The sequence below is a fragment of the Serratia sp. 14-2641 genome, assembly GCF_001692375.1.
Classification (GTDB): Bacteria; Pseudomonadota; Gammaproteobacteria; order Enterobacterales; family Enterobacteriaceae; genus Chania; species Chania fonticola_C.
On the sequence record NZ_LXKR01000101.1, the window covers coordinates 163791 to 182676 of the forward strand.

Below are 18886 nucleotides of genomic sequence, written 5' to 3' on the forward strand. Positions count from 1 at the left end.
GGTTCGTTCCCCCTGTGCGGATAGCGCTGCCTGTCCGACAACAATATGATTAAAACGGAGAAGCAACATGCGTAATGAGAAACCCCAGCTCCGGCGTGGCCTGAACGCGCGACATATCCGCTTTATGGCCCTGGGTTCGGCCATCGGTACCGGTCTGTTCTATGGTTCCGCTGGCGCTATTCAACTGGCTGGCCCGGCCGTGCTGCTTGCCTATCTGGTGGGTGGCGCGGCGGTATTTATGGTAATGCGAGCCTTGGGGGAGATGGCCGTGCATCAGCCCGTCTCCGGCTCGTTCGGCCACTATGCCAGCCATTACCTAGGCCCGTTGGCGGGCTTCCTCACCGGTTGGACTTATACCTTTGAAATGGTGATCGTGGCCCTGGCCGACGTAACGGCCTTCGGCATCTATATGGGGCTATGGTTCCCGGATGTCGCGCAATGGGTCTGGGTGCTGAGCATCATTCTGTTTATCGGCGCGCTTAACCTGTGCAGCGTCAAAGTGTTTGGCGAGATGGAGTTCTGGCTGTCACTGGTCAAGGTTGCCGCCATCGTGGCGATGATCGTTGGTGGGGCTGCCGTGATGTTGTTCGGCTTCGGTGTCACGCAGGAAGCTACCGGCTTCAGTAATCTGTGGCAAAACGGTGGCTTTATGCCTAACGGCATCGGTGGCGTTATTGCCTCCCTGGCGGTGGTGATGTTTGCCTTCGGCGGGATTGAAATTATCGGTATCACCGCCAGCGAAGCCAAAGATCCCGCCAAGGTGCTGCCTAAAGCGATCAACGCCGTGCCGGTCCGTATCCTGTTGTTCTACGTGCTGACCCTGCTGGTATTGATGTCTATCTATCCGTGGAACAGCATCGGCCAGAACGGTAGCCCGTTTGTCGAGATTTTCAGCCATATGGGCATCAGCTCGGCAGCTAACGTGTTGAACGTAGTGGTGATCACCGCCGCCATCTCCGCTATCAACAGCGACATCTTCGGCGCTGGCCGCATGATGTACGGCATGGCGCAAGATGGGCAAGCACCTAAGGCCTTCACCAAGCTGACCGGTAACGGCGTACCTTGGATGACGGTGTTGGTGATGTCCATTGCCCTGCTGCTGGCCGTAGTGCTCAACTATCTGATCCCCAAACAGATCTTTATCATCATTGCCTCCATCGCCACCTTTGCCACGGTGTGGGTGTGGCTGATGATCCTGCTGTCGCAGATCGCCATGCGCCGCACGCTCACTAAAGATGAAGTGGCCAAGCTGAGCTTCCCAGTACCTTGGTGGCCAGTAGCTCCTGCATTGGCAACGGCGTTTATGGTGTTCGTGATCGGCCTGCTCGGTTACTTCGAGGAAAGCCGTATCGCGCTGTATGTCGGGCTAGTCTGGGTAGCCTTCCTGACGCTGGCTTATACGCTGTGGGTACGCAAAAAAGGTGGGGAAACCCCTGCCGTAGTCTCAACAGAAAGCCACTAAAACCCAGCCCACCAGCCTCGATTCATGAGGCTGGTGGCTGCTGTGGCAGGTTTACTCGCCCAAGAGTTGCCGTCAGCTTTCTGCTGGCAACGCGGAGGTTCGCAAACGCTGGCCGATGATTTGCAACGTGCGCAACACCAGCATCAATCCCAATAGCGTGTCCGGCTGGCGCAGCAGCGCATAAACCGAACGGTAGTTGGCGGGCGAGGTGTTCAATTGCAGCTCGCTATGCGCCATCTTCAGCGCCATGCCCCCCTCCCAACCCGCAGCGACCACGCCTTCGAAAACCCCGGCCAGTTTTTCCACCAGCGCGTTGTCCGCAATATCCGTTATGTCAGACAGCAACGACAGCAGATCGACCACGTTATCCAGCCTGCCGGTCGCCAGAAGCGGATCGAGCTTGGCCAACAGGGCATCTAACGGCTGTGCTTGCGATGAGTCCATATTTCCTCCGTTCAAATCAGTCCGCGTACGGTGGCCCAGTACAGGCCACGGTTAAACCCGTTGCGCAGCATGCCGCCCAGCTTAGTGGCAGGTGTGGGGATCACGTCATGGCGATAGTCGTAAACCAACGGCATACCGGCCTGTAGTCCCATTTGGGCGATGGCCTGTACCTTTCCGTCGTAATGGGTATGGGGCTGGCCTAAGCGCAGTTCCGCGACGATATTGTCAGCAATCACCGGGGCCTGGTTATGGCAGGAACCGCCCGCCTTGCTGACCGGCAGATCGACGGTATCGCCAATCACATAAACGCCCGGCTGCCCATAAACCTGCAGCGTCTGGTGATCGGTGGGCAGCCAGCCTTCGCCGTTATCGATATCGCTCAACCCGGTGTTGCGCACCGCTTCCACCGCACGGATCGGCGGGGTAGCCATCAGGATGTCGAAGGGTTGTTCGTCGCCCTCGGTGGAATAGGCAATGCGCCGTTCGCTATCCACTTTGCTTAGGGTAAAACCGCGCTGATGTTTGATATCGCGGGCCGCAAATATGCTGGGCAGAGCCTCGCCGGTGGGGCGTTGCAGGAACAGGCAGTTACGCAGGAGCTGTGAAATGGTCGGGTAGGTATAAACAATTTCAACGTTGTTACGCACCCCGCGCCGCCGCAGGTAGTCATCCAGCATCAGGGTGGTTTCTATCGGGGCTATACCACATTGGTGCGGTACGTTGGGCGTTTGCGGGAACGACACCGTGATAAAAATGCGCCCTTTCTCAATAGTGGCCAACTTTTGCGCCAACTGGCGAGCCGCCTGATATTGGTAAAAGTGATCGCCTGCCTGGGCCAATCCTTCAATTTGTTCAGGCCAGGGTACGCAGCCGGTGGCAAAGACTAAAAAGTCGTAGTGATATTTATTGCCACTGCGGGTATAAATACAACGCTGGGATAAATCGAATTGTTCAACCTTATCAACAATAAACTGTATCTCTGGCCGTAATAGGCTTTGCTGTGGCCTGGTCAGTTCTTGTTTGAAAAAAGCATTAAAGGCGACATACATAAACGCGGGCTTGTAATAATGCACCGGTGAGTCAGAAATCATCATGATTTCAACCTGATTATTGATAACCTCCCGATGTAACTTGGCGGCCAAAAGATTGGCCAGTATGGTACCTCCCGTACCACCACCTACGATAATTATCCTACTTCGCATTCCAACCTCTCAGTCTGTATGCAATAAAGTACGATAGCCAATGGCATTATTCCATAGGCTCTATTTAAGGTATTTAATCGAGGGGGAAAACAGATAATTCCCTGATAGAATTAAGAGTCTAGTAGCTAACAGCTATAAGACATAGCAAAAAGGAATATAAAAATAGGATTTTTATTACACCAATAAAATCATGGCGTTATAAAAGTTGAAAACAAAACAAATACCATGCTAATTAGTTAAATGCTATAAATTTCATATTGCAGCTATATCACTACGGTGGCTTTCCTGGCAGACCTAGATATTATGCTGCTGACATGCTCCATCAAGGCTATAACCCACCATCGCCATATATAGGCTAAAGTAGCGCTCTGCCATCTCAATAAACGAACTATTTAACTCAATCAGCACGTTATTTTTGGTGGTGAGCAGGCCCGATTTTTCCGCCGCCAGCAGGATCCGATTGATATGCGTACGGGACACCGAGCTAAACTTGGCGATCTCCGCCGAGGACAAAAACAGCATGTGGGAATTGTGGCGGATACTTTCCATAAATAGCATCAGCAACACCATATGGCCCGCATCTTTAGTAATAAATAATGCGGCCTGTGGTACCAGATCGTTCAGATAGATCTCCTGTATCATCAGTTGGCCGTAAACCTTGAAGAATGCAGGTAAAAACCAGCTCTGATCCAGCAGGTCGGCAACCGGGATCTCGGGGGCTAACGTTTGATAGGGCAATGCCATCGAGGAAACCAGCTCATGGGTTTGGCGCAGGGCATTCGGGGTAGGCCTAAACAACAGCGTGCGCCGGTCTTGATCGTCCTTCTTGACCTCTAGCCAGCGCCCAACGCGCAGGAAGAACAGAAACGAATCCAACGCGTTCTCGCTGATAATATCTTTGCCTTTAAAAAAGGCTTTAACATCCTTCAGGGCTGCCTCGCTTTGGTTGTAATAAATGGCTAGCAGAGTCGAACAGATAATAAAGCGGCTGTTACGAAAGATGATTTTGTAGAACATGGGATGATTCCGATAGGTTTCATCTATCATCACGCCATGTTTAATTATCGCCTGATGGAACTGCCCAGAGCTTCTTATCTTGGTGGCTCGTTCTTCCAATTCAAGTTCGACCTGATATTTATTGGGTATCATCTTATTCTCTATTTGGACGCAAAGTGCGGTCTGTTATTTCCGTACGGCATATTGCTGATCGACTGCATTACCCTGATCGTCGATAATGGCGGCGTTGACCATCGCTGAAGAGATAGCCCCTGATTGAACAATATCATTAATCCGATACTTCTTACTGCCGTAAGGCGGTGTCATCATATCGCTCTCTTGTTGCACCGGATAATCCTGCTGGCCAATGCGCAGCGCAAGACGGGAAAAAGAGAGATAAACCGGCGACGGGTTATCGCACTGCAAGACGTAATGATTATCTTCCTTTTTCAGGGTGAACACCGGCTTAGGCGCATCCTTCTCGGCCGCGACCACCGCCTTGGGCCGATAGAATATCTTCATCTGGGTGTTCATCGCCATGGTCACGCTAGGCTGTAGCGGGGGGATCACCGGGCGCGTCGGTGGGATTTCGTACAGATTAATCCAGAAGACCGATTCCCTATCCGTTGGCAGAGACTGCTGGTTATAAATCAGCCTCAGCCCTTTCATGGTCTTGGGCTGCATGCTAAATACCGCAGGCAGGCTGACAAAAGGCGCTGTTGATTGTTCGGGTGCCGCATTGACATCCCCATCGTCTACCCAGGTTTGCACCACGATCGGGTATTCGTTGGTATTGAGGAGCATCAAGCTTTTTTCATTATCGCCCTCGCGAAAAATCACTCGCGTCGCGGAGGCAATAATACCGGCCTGAGCCAGCATTGCGGGTAACAAACCACCGAGCAGCAGTAACGTACAGACGATTTTCTTCATGGTCTTATTGTACCTTAACCCAAACGTAAGCCTTGGCATCAACCTTACCCGCCGTAACGGTCTGGCCCGGCAAGCGTGATAATGTGGCTGTCAACTGGGTGGTGTAATGGGTATACCCCGTCGCGGTGCTGCCCCCGTTGCTTGCACCATCGAGAACAGGGTACCAACCCGCATTGTTACCCTGCGGGCACTGGCCAGCACTACAGCGAGCCCAGCCGACAAAGTTCATTGGCGTACCGTTGCTACTGTTGGAAAGCGCAATTCCCACGCCGGTCGCTACACTGCTGTCCGTGCCATAACCGTCTGAGAGCAGATAGCTTACACCACCGCTGGCGTTGACCAGGCCAAGCTGTTGCGCCAGAGCAAAGCTGGCATAAGGGACTTGCAGGCCCAGGGCGGTACGATTGGTGCTAATCCCCGAAACGGCTGCATTATCACATTCAATATTGATGGTGAACTGGGCCTGAGAAGTTCGCCCTGCGGTTAATTGGCCGACGGAAAGCGTTGGCAAGATCACCAGCGGCGTGACGTTGCGTGCCACACAGGTGGCGGTATAAGAAAGGGAAGAAATCGGCGACGTTCCCATCCCCATCGCGTTCCAACGCCCAGTTCCCCAGGTCGAATAGTTGGTGGCAGAATCGCTACCGATAGGATCAGACGCAATACCGGGCCCTTGGAAGGTCACATAGCCATTAGGCTGGATGCAAGTATAGTTCGAATTACCGGTGGTTGAAGCCATGCCACTCAGCGGATTAGACGCACTGTAACCACAGTAGTTACTGGCACCACGGCCAGGGAGCGAACTGATGCGGATCAGATCTGCCCGGATGGGGCTGAAATCCTTGACCCGGATCTGGATCTTGTCACCCACCGTGGCGTAGCGGGTGATCGGCGTTGCCTGCCAGTAACGGGTAAATACCTTGCCCGAATCCAGATGGGTTAGCCGAATGCCGACATAGGGAAAGTAGGTGGCATAATAATTGGGGTTGCCGTCCACCGCCCCTAAATCATAATAGCCCCCTACCCGGTCATCACCGTTGGTGGCAAACACTTCAAAAATCTGCCCGACGTCACTGGTATCGCACTGATACAAGACTTTGTTCGGATCCGGGTAACGGACGCCGGAGGTGAAATCAAACACGCTACTGCCCAGCGGCGTGCCTACGGGCTGCAGGTAAGTGCTGGTCAGGTTGATACGCCCCAGGCCGACACCGACGCCACAGGCGTCGCAACCGGAATCGATGGCTGGCGAAACACGGGTACATCTGGCCGCCGCTGGTAAGCTGATCCCAGCAAGTAGGCTCCCCAACAGCGCCAACCGTAGCAGTGAAAATAACTTCATGGAATAACCTCCGGTGAATAATCGGTGAATCAGCGGCATGTCGCCTTCAGCAGCAGGAGCGGCTCATCGCTTTCCGGGGGTAATTTATAGGGCAGACTGCATCGTTCATTCGCCCCCTCTCCCCAGCGTAAGGTCAATTTCCCTTGCGGTTTATCACTGCGCAGATAGATCTGATTAGCCTGGCCAACCATGCCGACATCGTTATTGTTCTCATCAAAGACCGAGGTACCCATCGGGATTATACTGCCATCCGGCCGCTGAACTTTGATCAGCACAGCCTGACCCCGTATCGTCTTGAAGTGCACTCGCACCGTGGCTCCTGCGAAAGGTGCCACGCGCTGTTGCCCATCTTCCAATTCTGCCTTGCTGCTCATCCCCTGCGGATTCAGAGCCACAGTATTGAAATGATAGGGCACCAGCGAAGGAACCAGCGCATAGCCGAAACGATCGACACGGGCGCCCTGCCCATCCATCACTTGCGCACCACGAGCACCAGGGGCATCAATCAGGGCAAAGGTATCCCCAACATAAGGCCCGAGCGTGACCCCACCGCGATGGGCAACCACAGCCCCCTGCAGCGCAGCCGATCCCTGCCAATATTGGCTGGATGCTGAAACCGAGCCGGTAGCACTGGCATAAGGCAGACGGGTTTGCAGGTTCCCCCCCCAGATGCTGTTATGGTTATTATCGTCGGTAGTGAAATTAAGCCCATAACCGACCTGCTGTGTCTCCCCCACGTTGCCCGAGATCGCCGCTTGATAGCTCCCTCCCTGCCCCTGACTATGGTTAGAGAACAACGATGCCGTTGGTGCAGAAGAAGAGCGACCAAGAGGAAAGGAAACCGAGAGCGAACTAACGGTTTGCGAGGTATTGGTACTCGCGAAATCATTGGTATTCACATAGGGTTGGCTGCCGTCGTAATAGGCGCTGTTGTTGCCGTTCAGGCTACGGGTACGCGTCACCGAAAGGTTCAACGCGACGCCGTTGCCAAACACCTTGCCCCACCCCAACTGTAGCTGATTATCCCGGCCGCGCCCATCGCGGTAATCCTGGGTAGAGCCTGACAGCGTCAGGTTACCCAATGAGCCGATCCCCTGATTGACGGCAACTTCAAAGCGCGACTGCTGGCGATAGGAATCGGATTGCCAGCTTTGTCCACTGCTGTCTGCCTGACGTACGCCGAGCACATCGCTCAAATCACGAAATCCTTCGGTGGAGTAACGATACCCGGCGATGGAAAGCGTAGTATCCGTTGGGGTAAAGCTTTTGCTATAGGAGAGGTGCAGCATCCAACCCGAGGTTGTGCCTTCCGGCAGGCTGGCATGGGAAAAAGTGCTATCCAGGCCAAAAGCCCCCAGTGAGTTACTGTAGACCCCACCCAGCATCAAGGCCTGATAGCCATCAGCCAACTGGTTACCCGCGTTAAACGTCACCGAGTTACTCAATCCATACTGCCAGGTCAGCTCACTGAACAGGTCGTTGTCGCCGATAAAGCGCGATCTCCCCAGAGTCGCCGAATAGCGTGAGGATCCGGGGCGCATGGATTGGGGAACGGCAGAGAATGGCACGGTGAAGGTGCTGACGCTACCATCGGCCTCTGTCACCACCACCGTCAGGTCACCGGAGAAGTTAGTGGCAAACAGATCGTCAATCGCAAAGGGACCAGGGGCCACCGTGGTTTCATACAGTTGGCTTTTACCCTGAAATACGGTCACTCTGGCGTTACTGTTGGCAATACCGCGCACCACGGGAGCATAACCTCGCAGCGAGTCCGGCAGCATACGATCGTCCGACGTCATCCGGACGCCGCGAAACCCCAGCCCAGCGAAGAAATGGCCGTCGGTAAAACCTTCCCCCAGCAAAACCTCACTGCGTAACGGCAGTACCGCCCTCTGGACATAGCGGCGGCTGGTGTCCCAATGGCTGCCAAACTCATTATCAAAGCGGAAGCTGGATTGCTGACGGTAACGCCATAGCCCCAGGTTAAAACCCCCATTCAGGTTGGCGAAGGTGGAGTTGAGGTCCTTGGTCTGCCCCTGGCGGTAGTTGACGTGATATTGGTTAACGTTGTAGTTGAAAAACGCCATCGATTCACCGCTGCTCAGGCTGCCAGGGCTGACGCTGCCACGGGGTTTATGGTTCAGCAAACTCTGTGGAATGCTGAGATCCAATCTTAGTTGTGACATATCGGCCTGAACCTGAATGTCTTTAAGATCGCGTCCAGGTTGCAGGCAGCCTTCTGCAGGCACCGCCGGCACTTCCTTTAGGCCAAGGCGCTCCAGCTGTTGCTGCTCAAAACACGGCAATACGCGGCGATCGTCGCCCAGAACAAAGCGGATTTGGCTGCGTTCAACAAATACACCGTTGGTAAACAGCTCGACCTCATAATTGCCCGGCGTTACCAGATCCTGTTGGTTGAACTGTTCGAGTTGCGTGCTGCTGAAAACGCTGCCACGCAGTAAATCGGCGTCGAAGGCGTAGTCGTCCGTCGCGCCTTGTGCCAGGGAGATCCCGCCCAGAGAGAGCAAAAAGAGGCCATAGTGGCAGCACGTTGATAGCAGAGACGGAAATGTGGGATAGTTTTTCAACGACATCAGGACCTCCCTGTCCTTTTTTAGTGCGGCGTCTCTAGCGTTACGGGAACCTCTACCCCATAGTCATTCATAACGCCGAGCACCACTTTCAGCTTCCCTTTAGGGAACGCCGAACCTAGCGGCCAACTCACCTGCGAAAAAGGCGCGACCATATCGGCCGGTTCAATATGCAGGTTTTTATTGCCGCTTTTGGCATAGCTGATGCTGACGTAATAAGGCGTGGGATTACTGACCTGGAGTGCATTGCCATTACGCTGGATACGCAACTGTTTGCCCGCCTGATTACCCTCTCCCGGCAGCCCTTCGGGCCGATAGAACACCTTCAGCCGATTGCTGACCAACAGCACCAACTTGTTTTTATCCGTTTCGCTTTGTTTGACGGCTGGCACCTGGAGGAAGTTAAGGTGAAACAGGGATTCGCGGTCAGTCGGTAAGCCTTTCCCGGTGTACATCAGCCTTACCATTTGCCCGCTATGGGCATTCATCCGGAAAATCTGTGGCGATGCGATAAAGGGGGCATCGGCCGTTTCCGGCGTCGACTTGTCATTATCAATATCAAGCCAGACCTGGATCAGCGCCGGAGCAGCATCATCGTTGGTAAACTGCAGCGTCTTTTCGCGCGCCTGAGCGGGGTAGATCACCCGGTTGCCCAGCATGGTGACGCTGGCAGCTGCGCTATCGACAATCAACAATGTCAGGCTGAACAGCAATGCCGCCCAACAAGAAAAGGTACGTGTGGTATACGCCATAAGAGAGACCAGTCAACAAGACTAATAACCCAGCACCCCTTAGCGTTTAGGGCAGTGCTGGCGTTATTATGGGTAACAGGTTATTTCCCACCATCAGGCTTGAGCCCGGTGGCGGAAACAACCTAGAGCGGCAGAGTGTTATTTATACGTAATCGCATATTGTGCCGTGGCGATCACTGAACCTGCAGTCACCCCAGCCTCTTCGGCATAATAACGGGCAACCAGTTCCTGCGACGTTGATGTCGCGCCGGTTGCCAGCGTCATTGCGCTGGTGGTGGCCGTTGAACCCGTAGCAAAGCTCAATGGCGTGGTGGCATCACTATCCAACAGTTGAATGGAAACCTTGGTTGCATCACCAGTGTTACCCAGGTTGCCATTGGTGGTCGTGTTATTCCCCACAAATACCGTTTTGATGGAGGTGTCGCTGGCTGCGGTAGTACAACCGGTTACGTTAACGGTAAAGGTCGTTTCCCCAGCGGTGGCACCTTTGGTAGCGAGCGAGTTGGCCGCAACCGTCTGCAGTAACACCACAGGGTTGGCTTCATTGCCGTTAATATTAACCGAGCAGGTTTGGGTACTAACTTCACCCTTGAATTGCACTGTATTGGCTGAATCTGCCATGGAGGTGCTTGAGAATGCAATTAAAGCGAGAGAGATCATTTTGATTTTCATAAGAAATCCTTTTAATTTACTTTTTCCAATAAAGCAGTCCTGGCAGTAATTATTTACTGGCTTAAACTCACTAAAAATAAACATGTCACACTATCTTTCTCAGACGCCCTGTGGACATGTGAGATTATTCTAGCAAACCAAGATTTTTCTTAACAACTATTTTTTCGTAGCGAGAGTAGACAATAGATTGAACTTACATTTAGTTACACTTATTAAACCGGCGTTATTGCAAAATTAAATCAATAAATATCAACAAGTTAAAAACGCAACTGAATTACCTTGTCATTATATGAAATATTTTGAAACATATGGGTCTTTTTAGGGGTATTATCCATAGTTAGGATTATTCCTAACATTTTAATAATTTAATATCATTGACCAGGTCATTATTGATTACTAAGTAACCAGTCCGATATCAAAACTTGCGTCAGCGGGCAGAAAAATATCTCCCCAAACAGGACTATTAACCCTGAAATAATTTCTTTTGCAGCCCAAGTAAAATCTTAAATCCATTATTGCGTTAGGGTGCAGATTGGTGAATCCATTTCACACAGGCATAAAAAAACGGAGAGTACCTTTACGGCACTCTCCGTTTGCTTACTGATTCGGTAACGAATCAAACCGTAATATTACTGACCTTTAACTTCTTTCAGGCCATTGAACGGTGCGCGGTTGCCCAGCGCTTCTTCGATACGGATCAGTTGGTTGTATTTAGCAACGCGGTCAGAACGGCTCATAGAACCGGTTTTGATCTGGCCAGCCGCAGTACCTACCGCCAAGTCAGCGATGGTAGCATCTTCGGTTTCACCTGAACGGTGAGAGATCACCGCAGTGTAGCCCGCGTCTTTCGCCATCTTGATTGCAGCCAGAGTTTCGGTCAGAGAACCGATCTGGTTGAATTTGATCAGGATGGAGTTAGCGATGCCTTTCTCGATGCCTTCTTTCAGGATCTTGGTGTTGGTCACGAACAGGTCGTCGCCCACCAGCTGGATTTTGTCGCCCAGCACTTTGGTCTGGTATGCGAAACCATCCCAGTCAGATTCGTCCAGGCCGTCTTCGATAGACACGATTGGGTATTGCTTGGTCAGGTCTTCCAGGAAGTGAGTGAACTCTTCAGAAGTGAAGGCTTTGTTGCCTTCGCCGGCCAGAACATATTTGCCGTCTTTGTAGAATTCAGACGCTGCACAGTCCATCGCCAGAGTAATGTCTTTACCCAGCTCATAGCCTGCCGCTTTTACCGCTTCAGCGATAACAGCCAGCGCTTCGGCGTTAGAACCCAGGTTTGGCGCGTAGCCACCTTCGTCACCAACAGAAGTGCCCATGCCTTTAGACTTCAGCACTTTAGCCAGGGTGTGGAACACTTCAGAACCCATACGCACGGCTTCTTTCAGAGTTTTAGCGCCAACAGGCTGGATCATGAACTCTTGAATGTCGACGTTGTTGTCTGCGTGCTCACCACCGTTGATGATGTTCATCATAGGCAATGGCATAGAGAATTTGCCTGGAGTGCCGTTCAGTTCAGCGATGTGCTCATACAGCGGCATACCTTTAGAGGCAGCGGCGGCCTTGGCAGCAGCCAGAGAGACAGCCAGGATGGCGTTAGCACCAAACTGGGATTTGTTCTCGGTACCGTCCAGATCGATCATGATCTTGTCGATGTTAGCCTGGTCTTTGGCATCTTTACCCACAACCGCCTGAGCGATTGGGCCATTTACTGCGGCAACGGCTTTCAGTACGCCTTTACCCAGGAAACGAGACTTGTCACCGTCACGCAGTTCCAGTGCTTCACGGGAACCGGTAGAAGCACCTGACGGCGCTGCAGCCAGACCGACGAAACCGCCTTCCAGATGAACTTCGGCTTCAACAGTTGGGTTGCCGCGTGAGTCGATGATTTCACGACCGATGACTTTAATGATTTTGGACATTAGGTTTTCCTCAGACAAGTTAAACTAAAACTCCAGACAAACAACGCGCGGTTTTGGCCGCGCGTTGCTTACTAAAACTCTTATTTCACCTGACGCTTCTGGTGCTCACCAGCCGCCTTGACAAAGCCAGCGAACAACGGATGTCCATCACGCGGCGTCGACGTAAATTCCGGATGGAACTGACAGGCCACAAACCACGGATGATCAGGCAATTCAATAATCTCAACCAGCTTGTTATCCGCAGAACGACCTGCCACACGCATACCCGCGGCTTCGATCGGCTTCAACAGCATGTTGTTGACTTCGTAACGGTGACGGTGACGTTCCACGATGGTTGGCTCGCCGTACATCTTGCGCACCAGGCTGTTGTCGGTCAGGTGGCATTGCTGGCCACCGACGCGCATCGTGCCGCCCAGATCGCTTTCTTCGGTACGGACTTCGACGTTGCCGTCTTCGTCACGCCACTCGGTGATCAATGCAACAACCGGGTACTTACAGTCTGGCACAAATTCGGTGGAGTTAGCATTTTCCATACCCGCCACGTTGCGCGCAAACTCCATCAACGCCACCTGCATACCCAGGCAAATGCCCAGATAAGGAATTTTGTTTTCACGCGCGTAGCGTGCGGTCATCACCTTGCCTTCCACGCCACGATAGCCAAAGCCGCCAGGGATCAGGATTGCATCCAGATCTTTCAGCACTTCAACGCCGCGGGTTTCAACATCCTGCGAATCGATCAGCTTGATGTTGACGGTCAGACGGTTTTTCAAGCCACCGTGCTTGAGCGCTTCGATCACCGACTTGTAAGCATCTGGCAGTTCGACATATTTGCCGACCATCCCGATGGTCACTTCGCCGCCTGGATTGGCTTCTTCGTAGATCACCTGCTCCCACTCGCCCAGATTAGCTTCCGGCGGTGTCAGGCTGAATCGTTTACAAATATAATCATCCAAGCCCTGAGATTTCAAGAGGCCTGGGATTTTATAAATGGAATCAACGTCTTTCAGGGAGATAACCGCTTTTTCCGGTACGTTACAGAAAAGGGCGATTTTAGCGCGTTCATTAGCAGGAACTGCGCGATCGGAACGGCAGATCAGCACATCTGGCTGAATACCGATGGAAAGCAGCTCTTTTACCGAATGCTGGGTAGGTTTGGTTTTCACTTCACCCGCGGCAGCCAGGTATGGCACCAGCGTCAAATGCATGTACAGAGTGTGCTCACGGCCCACTTCGACGGCCATCTGACGAATGGCTTCCAGGAACGGCAGGGATTCGATATCGCCGACGGTGCCGCCGATTTCGACCAGCACCACATCGTGGCCTTCGCCGCCTTCGATAATGCGTTCTTTAATGGCGTTGGTGATATGTGGGATCACCTGTACGGTGGCACCCAAGTAGTCGCCACGGCGCTCTTTGCGCAGCACATCGGAGTAGATACGCCCGGTGGTGAAGTTGTTACGACGCGTCATTTTGGTACGGATGAAGCGCTCGTAGTGACCCAGATCCAGATCGGTTTCTGCCCCGTCTTCGGTGACGAAAACTTCCCCATGCTGAATCGGGCTCATGGTGCCCGGATCCACGTTGATGTACGGGTCCAGTTTCATGATGGTAACGTTGAGGCCACGGGCTTCAAGAATAGCCGCCAAGGAGGCTGCGGCAATGCCTTTACCCAGAGAGGATACGACCCCGCCGGTTACAAAAATATAGTTAGTTGTCATGCTGAACCTGAGAGTTTAGGTTTAAAGACGATGGAAGAACCAAGACGGGAAAGTAGTATACCCGAACCTCTCTTGACCTACAAACGATCGTTTTACCTGCCATCATCTCAACCACCCTCGTGAGTTCATCCCGGTTTAATCGTTCGGCCCCCGTTTTAGAGCCTTTTAGAAACAATGGGTTAGCGTAAAAAACCGCGTACAAACCGACTTTGGATGCAATAAAACACCTTAGATTTCAGTTTGTTGAGCTTTTCTGCCGGTTAAACCAGATTCAGCAATCCACAACCCCGAGCTTAACCGTTTCAGCTTGAGTAAATATTGTCGCCGATCAAACAAGCGACACAGTTAGGACAACGCGATGAGCAATTAGTTTTCCAGGCGTTTTACCTGCTGCCAGGCCTCTTCCATCTGCTCCAACGTAGCTTCCTGCATTGTCAGACCGCGGCTTTGCACGATCTCCTCAACCTGGCGGAAGCGGCGTTCAAACTTGCGGTTGGCCACCTGCAACGCCTTTTCCGCTTTATGCCCCAGATGGCGGGAAAGATTGACCGTGGCAAACAGCAGATCGCCAATTTCCTCTTCCAGCTTCTGTTCGTCCACCACCGCTTGCTGAGCTTCGTGCATCACTTCATCCAGCTCTTCATACACTTTGCCTACGACGGGCCCCAAGGTGTTCCAGTCGAAGCCGACCGCGGCACAGCGCTTTTGGATTTTATGAGCCTTCATCAGCGCCGGTAAGGCGTTGGGAATATCATCCAGCGCCGAGTGCAGCGCTTTCTCTGCCCGTTCTCCCGCCTTCAACTGCTCCCAGCGGGCGGAAACCGCCGCGCTGTCTGCTGCCTCTGCCTCACCGAAGATATGCGGGTGACGGCGTTCCAGCTTGTCGCTGATGGCGTTACACACCTGATCGAAGTCAAACAGCCCCTGCTCCTGCCCCATCTGGGCATAAAACACCACCTGGAACAGCAGATCGCCCAGTTCATCACGCAGCTCGGCATAGTCCTGGCGCTCAATGGCGTCCAGCACTTCGTAGGTTTCTTCCAGGGTGTAAGGCGCGATGGTGGCGAAGGTCTGCTTACGATCCCACGGGCAACCCACCTGCGGATCGCGCAGGGTTTTCATAATGGTCAGCAGGCGTTGCAGTGGTGTTGGTTGGATCATGTTGAGTCTCTGAATAATTAAGGGCCCAGCATGCTGAGCCCTTAAGCAAAAAAGAAAAATCAAGCGCCGTGCAGGCGTTTGGCATCGATGACGTCGGGCAGTTGATTGAGTTTGGCCAACACGCGCCCCAGCACCACCTGGTTATAGATTTCGATGTCCATATCGATGGTGGCCAGCTGCTTTTTGGTGTCGCTGCGGCTGGCGACGCCCAATACGTTGACCTTCTCGTTGGCCAGGATAGTGGTGATATCACGCAGCAAACCGCTGCGATCGTTGGCCACGACGCGCACCACCAGCGAATAACCGCTGGAGTAGCTTTCCCCCCAGACCGCATCCACGATACGTTCCGGCGCGTGAGACTGTAGCTCCGCCAGTTGATCGCAATCCGCACGGTGGATCGAGATCCCGCGCCCCTGGGTGATAAAGCCGACAATGTCGTCACCCGGGATCGGCTGGCAGCAGCGGGCAATGTGGTGCATCAGATTGCCGACGCCTTCGACCACCACCCGACCGTTATCTTTGCTGCGGGCCGAGGTTGCCGGGGCTTTCTGCTGGGTCAGTTGGCGCAACGCTTCGCGATCCTGCTCCTCGGCGCTGGGCTTGTTGAGCTTGCCCTGCAGGAAGTTCACCATCTGGTTCAGACGGATATCACCGCCGCCAATGCTCGCCAATACTTCATCCAACGAGTTGACGTTATAGCGTGGGATCAGCAGCTTTTCGGCTTCCCGCAGGCTGATACCGAGGTGTTCCAGCTCGTTGTCCAGCATCTGCCGCCCGGCCAGGATGTTTTTATCGCGATCCTGCTTGCGGAACCAGTTGTGGATTTTGGAGCGTCCACGGCTGGTGGTGACATAGCCCAGGTTCGGGTTCAGCCAGTCGCGGCTCGGGTTCGGCTGCTTCTGAGTGATGATTTCAATCTGATCGCCCATCTGCAACTGGTAGGTAAACGGCACGATACGGCCGCCGATCTTGGCACCGATACAACGGTGGCCGACGTCGCTGTGGATATGGTAGGCAAAGTCCAGCGGCGTGGAGCCGGCTGGCAGATCCACCACATCGCCCTTCGGCGTAAACACGTAGACGCGATCGTCGAACACCTGGCTGCGCACTTCGTCGAGCATTTCGCCCGAGTCCGCCATCTCTTCCTGCCAGGCGATCAGCTTACGCAGCCAGGCAATACGTTCTTCGTAGCCGGAACGCGCCGTAACCACCGCGCCTTCTTTGTATTTCCAGTGCGCCGCAACGCCCAACTCGGCATCTTCGTGCATCTGGCGGGTGCGGATCTGGATCTCCAGCGTTTTGCCACGCGGCCCGAGCACCACGGTATGGATCGATTGATAGCCGTTCGGTTTCGGGTTGGCGACGTAGTCGTCAAACTCATCCGGCAGATGGCGGAAATGGGTATGGACGATGCCCAATGCCGCATAGCAATCCTGCAGGCGCTCCACCACTACGCGCACTGCACGCACGTCGAACAGCTCGTCGAACGCCAGCGATTTTTTCTGCATCTTGCGCCAGATGCTGTAAATGTGTTTCGGGCGGCCATAAATGTCCGCCTTGATGCCTTCGATCTCCATCGCGCTATGCAATGAAGCCACGAAGTCATCAATAAACTGCTCGCGATCGATACGGCGTTCATGTAGCAGCTTGGCAATGCGTTTATATTCATCGGGATGCAGATAGCGGAAGCAGAAATCTTCCAGTTCCCACTTCAACTGGCCGATACCCAGACGGTTGGCCAGCGGGGCGTAGATATTGGAACACTCTTTCGCCGCCAGCACGCGTTCGTCTTCCGGCGCATCCTTCACTTCGCGCAGGTGGGCAATGCGCTCTGCCAGCTTGATCACCACGCAGCGGAAATCTTCCACCATTGCCAGCAACATGCGGCGCACGTTATCGACCTGCTCGGAGCCCATCGAGTCGTTGTGGGTGGCTTTCAGTTGGCGGATGGCGTCCATATCGCGTACGCCGTGCACCAGGGAGGTAATGCCGGCACCGAACTCTTCGGTCAGGGTGGCTTCAGGAACGATCGCCGCGTCCACCAACGGGAACAGCAGCGCCGCGCGCATACTGTCGTTATCCATGCTGAGGGTCGAGAGGATCTCCACCATCTCCAGGCCACGCCATAGCAGCAACGGCGCATCGGGATGGTCTTTCGTCTGCTGTTCACAGTAACGCCAGGTTGCGGCTAATCGCTCACCTGACTGCGGGTTGGGCAACCCCAGGCTGGCTATCCAGTCATCAAGCGCGAATTCACCCGCCGTATTCAGATGTGCAGTTCTTACCGCGACCATAACTTCTCCCTACTTTTTCCGCGACCCGTGGATAAACAGCGCCATGGATTCAAGATGCCCCGTGTGCGGGAACATATCCAACATCCGCACACGCGCAAGACGATAACCGGCGTCCAGCAACACTTTGCTGTCGCGTGCCAATGTCGTGGGGTTACAGGATATATACACCACGCGCTCTGGCGCCAGTTTTACAATATGTGACATCACCCCAGCCGCGCCTGCGCGGGCTGGATCCAGCATCACTTTATCAAATCCCTGTGCTGCCCATGGTTGTCGCGCAACGTCATCTTCCAGATTTTCATGGAAAAAGGAGACATTACTGAGCCTATTCCTATCGGCATTATATTGCCCATTCGCTACCAGCGTGGCAACACCTTCAATCCCGACCACTGCCTTGGCCCGCTTGGCCAGCGGCAGGGTAAAGTTGCCCATGCCACAAAACAGATCCAATATGCGATCATTGGGCTCAATCTCGAGCCATTCAAGGGCCTGAGCCACCATTTGCTGATTTACCGCATCATTTACCTGAATAAAATCGCGCGGATTGAAGTCTAAGCGTAGCCCGTCAACCTGATAATACGGCGCTTCACCGCACAGTTTTTCCAGCCGATCGCTATCCGGTGCCAAATAAACGGCGGTGCCATTTTGCTGGGCAAACTGCTGCAAAGCCTGACGATCGCCCTGCTTGAGCGCATCCAGGTGGCGCAACACCAGCACCGGTCCGTTATCTGCCAACACCAGCTCCGCATGGCCCAGACGCTGCACGGCCTTCAAGCTGCTCAGGCATTGATACAACGGCACCAGCAGCCGTTCCAGTTCCGGTGCCAATACCGGGCACTGCTTCACCGCCACCAGATCGGACGAAGCGGTCTGGTGAAAACCCATTAGCAAACGATGCTGCTGGGGTTGCCACTGTAACCCCAGCCGCGCCCGTCGACGGTAGCCATATTGTGGCCCGGCAATCACCGGTTCCTGTTGCGGCGTCACCCCGGTTTCGCGGCAGATCAAGCGCCCCAGCGCCGCCGCCTTGCTTTGCTGTTGCAGCGCCTCGGAGACATGCTGCTGCTGGCACCCTCCGCACACACCAAAGTGTGGGCAGCGCGGCTCAACACGTTGTATGCTGCAATTTAACAGTTGCCTGAGCTGACCTTTGGCGAACTGTCGTTTGTCCTGCGTCAACTGGATTTCGGCCTGTTCACCCGGCAAAACGCCGGGGACAAATACCGCTTTGCCTTCATGGCGCGCCACTCCCTGGCCAAATGGATCGAGGTCCGTTACCGTTACCGTGAATATTTGTGAAGCTTGCCGGGTCGTCACGCGGCGTTTCGGAGAGTAGAATTGCGCCATAATTATTGATTGTGTGTTGGTTAATTCAGCTTAAGATTAGCCTCCAATTC

At 53.7% G+C, this 18886-nt stretch carries 14 protein-coding genes; 1 reads left to right on the plus strand and 13 read right to left on the minus strand.

What is annotated here, in order from left to right:
• Positions 1-67: 67 nt before the first annotated feature.
• A complete protein-coding gene (locus A6U95_RS29040; protein ID WP_065687041.1) occupies positions 68-1462 on the plus strand; it encodes an amino acid permease in 1395 nt (464 codons plus the stop codon).
• Between the two features lie 72 nt (positions 1463-1534).
• On the opposite strand, the gene A6U95_RS29045 is transcribed toward A6U95_RS29040, so the two are convergent.
• From A6U95_RS29045 to rlmD, 13 genes are all read right to left on the minus strand, one after another.
• Positions 1535-1906 carry a hypothetical protein gene (locus tag A6U95_RS29045; protein WP_024529816.1) on the minus strand — a complete coding sequence of 124 codons (372 nt, stop codon included), beginning with the start codon at positions 1904-1906 and terminating at the stop codon, positions 1535-1537.
• 11 nt (positions 1907-1917) lie between these two features.
• Positions 1918-3108 (minus strand): FAD/NAD(P)-binding oxidoreductase, encoded by a 1191-nt coding sequence (locus tag A6U95_RS29050; RefSeq protein ID WP_065687042.1) that lies wholly within the window; start codon positions 3106-3108, stop codon positions 1918-1920.
• A 294-nt stretch (positions 3109-3402) separates the two neighbouring features.
• Positions 3403-4257: a hypothetical protein gene (locus A6U95_RS29055; RefSeq protein WP_065687043.1), complete on the minus strand. Its 855-nt coding sequence runs from the start codon at positions 4255-4257 to the stop codon at positions 3403-3405.
• A gap of 33 nt (positions 4258-4290) precedes the next feature.
• A complete protein-coding gene (locus A6U95_RS29060; RefSeq protein ID WP_065687044.1) occupies positions 4291-5034 on the minus strand; it encodes a molecular chaperone in 744 nt (247 codons plus the stop codon).
• 4 nt (positions 5035-5038) lie between these two features.
• On the minus strand, positions 5039-6352 hold the full coding sequence (locus A6U95_RS29065; RefSeq protein WP_024529812.1) for a fimbrial protein: 1314 nt from the start codon (positions 6350-6352) through the stop codon (positions 5039-5041).
• A gap of 53 nt (positions 6353-6405) precedes the next feature.
• Positions 6406-8970, minus strand: a complete 2565-nt coding sequence (locus A6U95_RS29070; RefSeq protein ID WP_083196491.1) for a fimbria/pilus outer membrane usher protein — start codon at positions 8968-8970, stop codon at positions 6406-6408.
• Between the two features lie 20 nt (positions 8971-8990).
• Positions 8991-9719, minus strand: a complete 729-nt coding sequence (locus A6U95_RS29075; protein ID WP_065687045.1) for a molecular chaperone — start codon at positions 9717-9719, stop codon at positions 8991-8993.
• 138 nt (positions 9720-9857) lie between these two features.
• On the minus strand, positions 9858-10391 hold the full coding sequence (locus A6U95_RS29080; RefSeq protein ID WP_065687046.1) for a fimbrial protein: 534 nt from the start codon (positions 10389-10391) through the stop codon (positions 9858-9860).
• Between the two features lie 629 nt (positions 10392-11020).
• A complete protein-coding gene (gene eno, locus A6U95_RS29085; RefSeq protein ID WP_024483441.1) occupies positions 11021-12316 on the minus strand; it encodes a phosphopyruvate hydratase in 1296 nt (431 codons plus the stop codon).
• 80 nt (positions 12317-12396) lie between these two features.
• Positions 12397-14034: a CTP synthase (glutamine hydrolyzing) gene (gene pyrG / locus A6U95_RS29090; protein WP_024483442.1), complete on the minus strand. Its 1638-nt coding sequence runs from the start codon at positions 14032-14034 to the stop codon at positions 12397-12399.
• A gap of 366 nt (positions 14035-14400) precedes the next feature.
• Complete coding sequence (gene mazG / locus A6U95_RS29095; RefSeq protein WP_065687047.1) at positions 14401-15195, minus strand: nucleoside triphosphate pyrophosphohydrolase; 795 nt, start codon at positions 15193-15195, stop codon at positions 14401-14403.
• 59 nt (positions 15196-15254) lie between these two features.
• A complete protein-coding gene (relA, locus tag A6U95_RS29100; RefSeq protein ID WP_065687048.1) occupies positions 15255-17489 on the minus strand; it encodes a GTP diphosphokinase in 2235 nt (744 codons plus the stop codon).
• A 9-nt stretch (positions 17490-17498) separates the two neighbouring features.
• Complete coding sequence (gene rlmD / locus A6U95_RS29105) at positions 17499-18836, minus strand: 23S rRNA (uracil(1939)-C(5))-methyltransferase RlmD (RefSeq protein ID WP_065687049.1); 1338 nt, start codon at positions 18834-18836, stop codon at positions 17499-17501.
• Between the last annotated feature and the right edge of the window lie 50 nt (positions 18837-18886).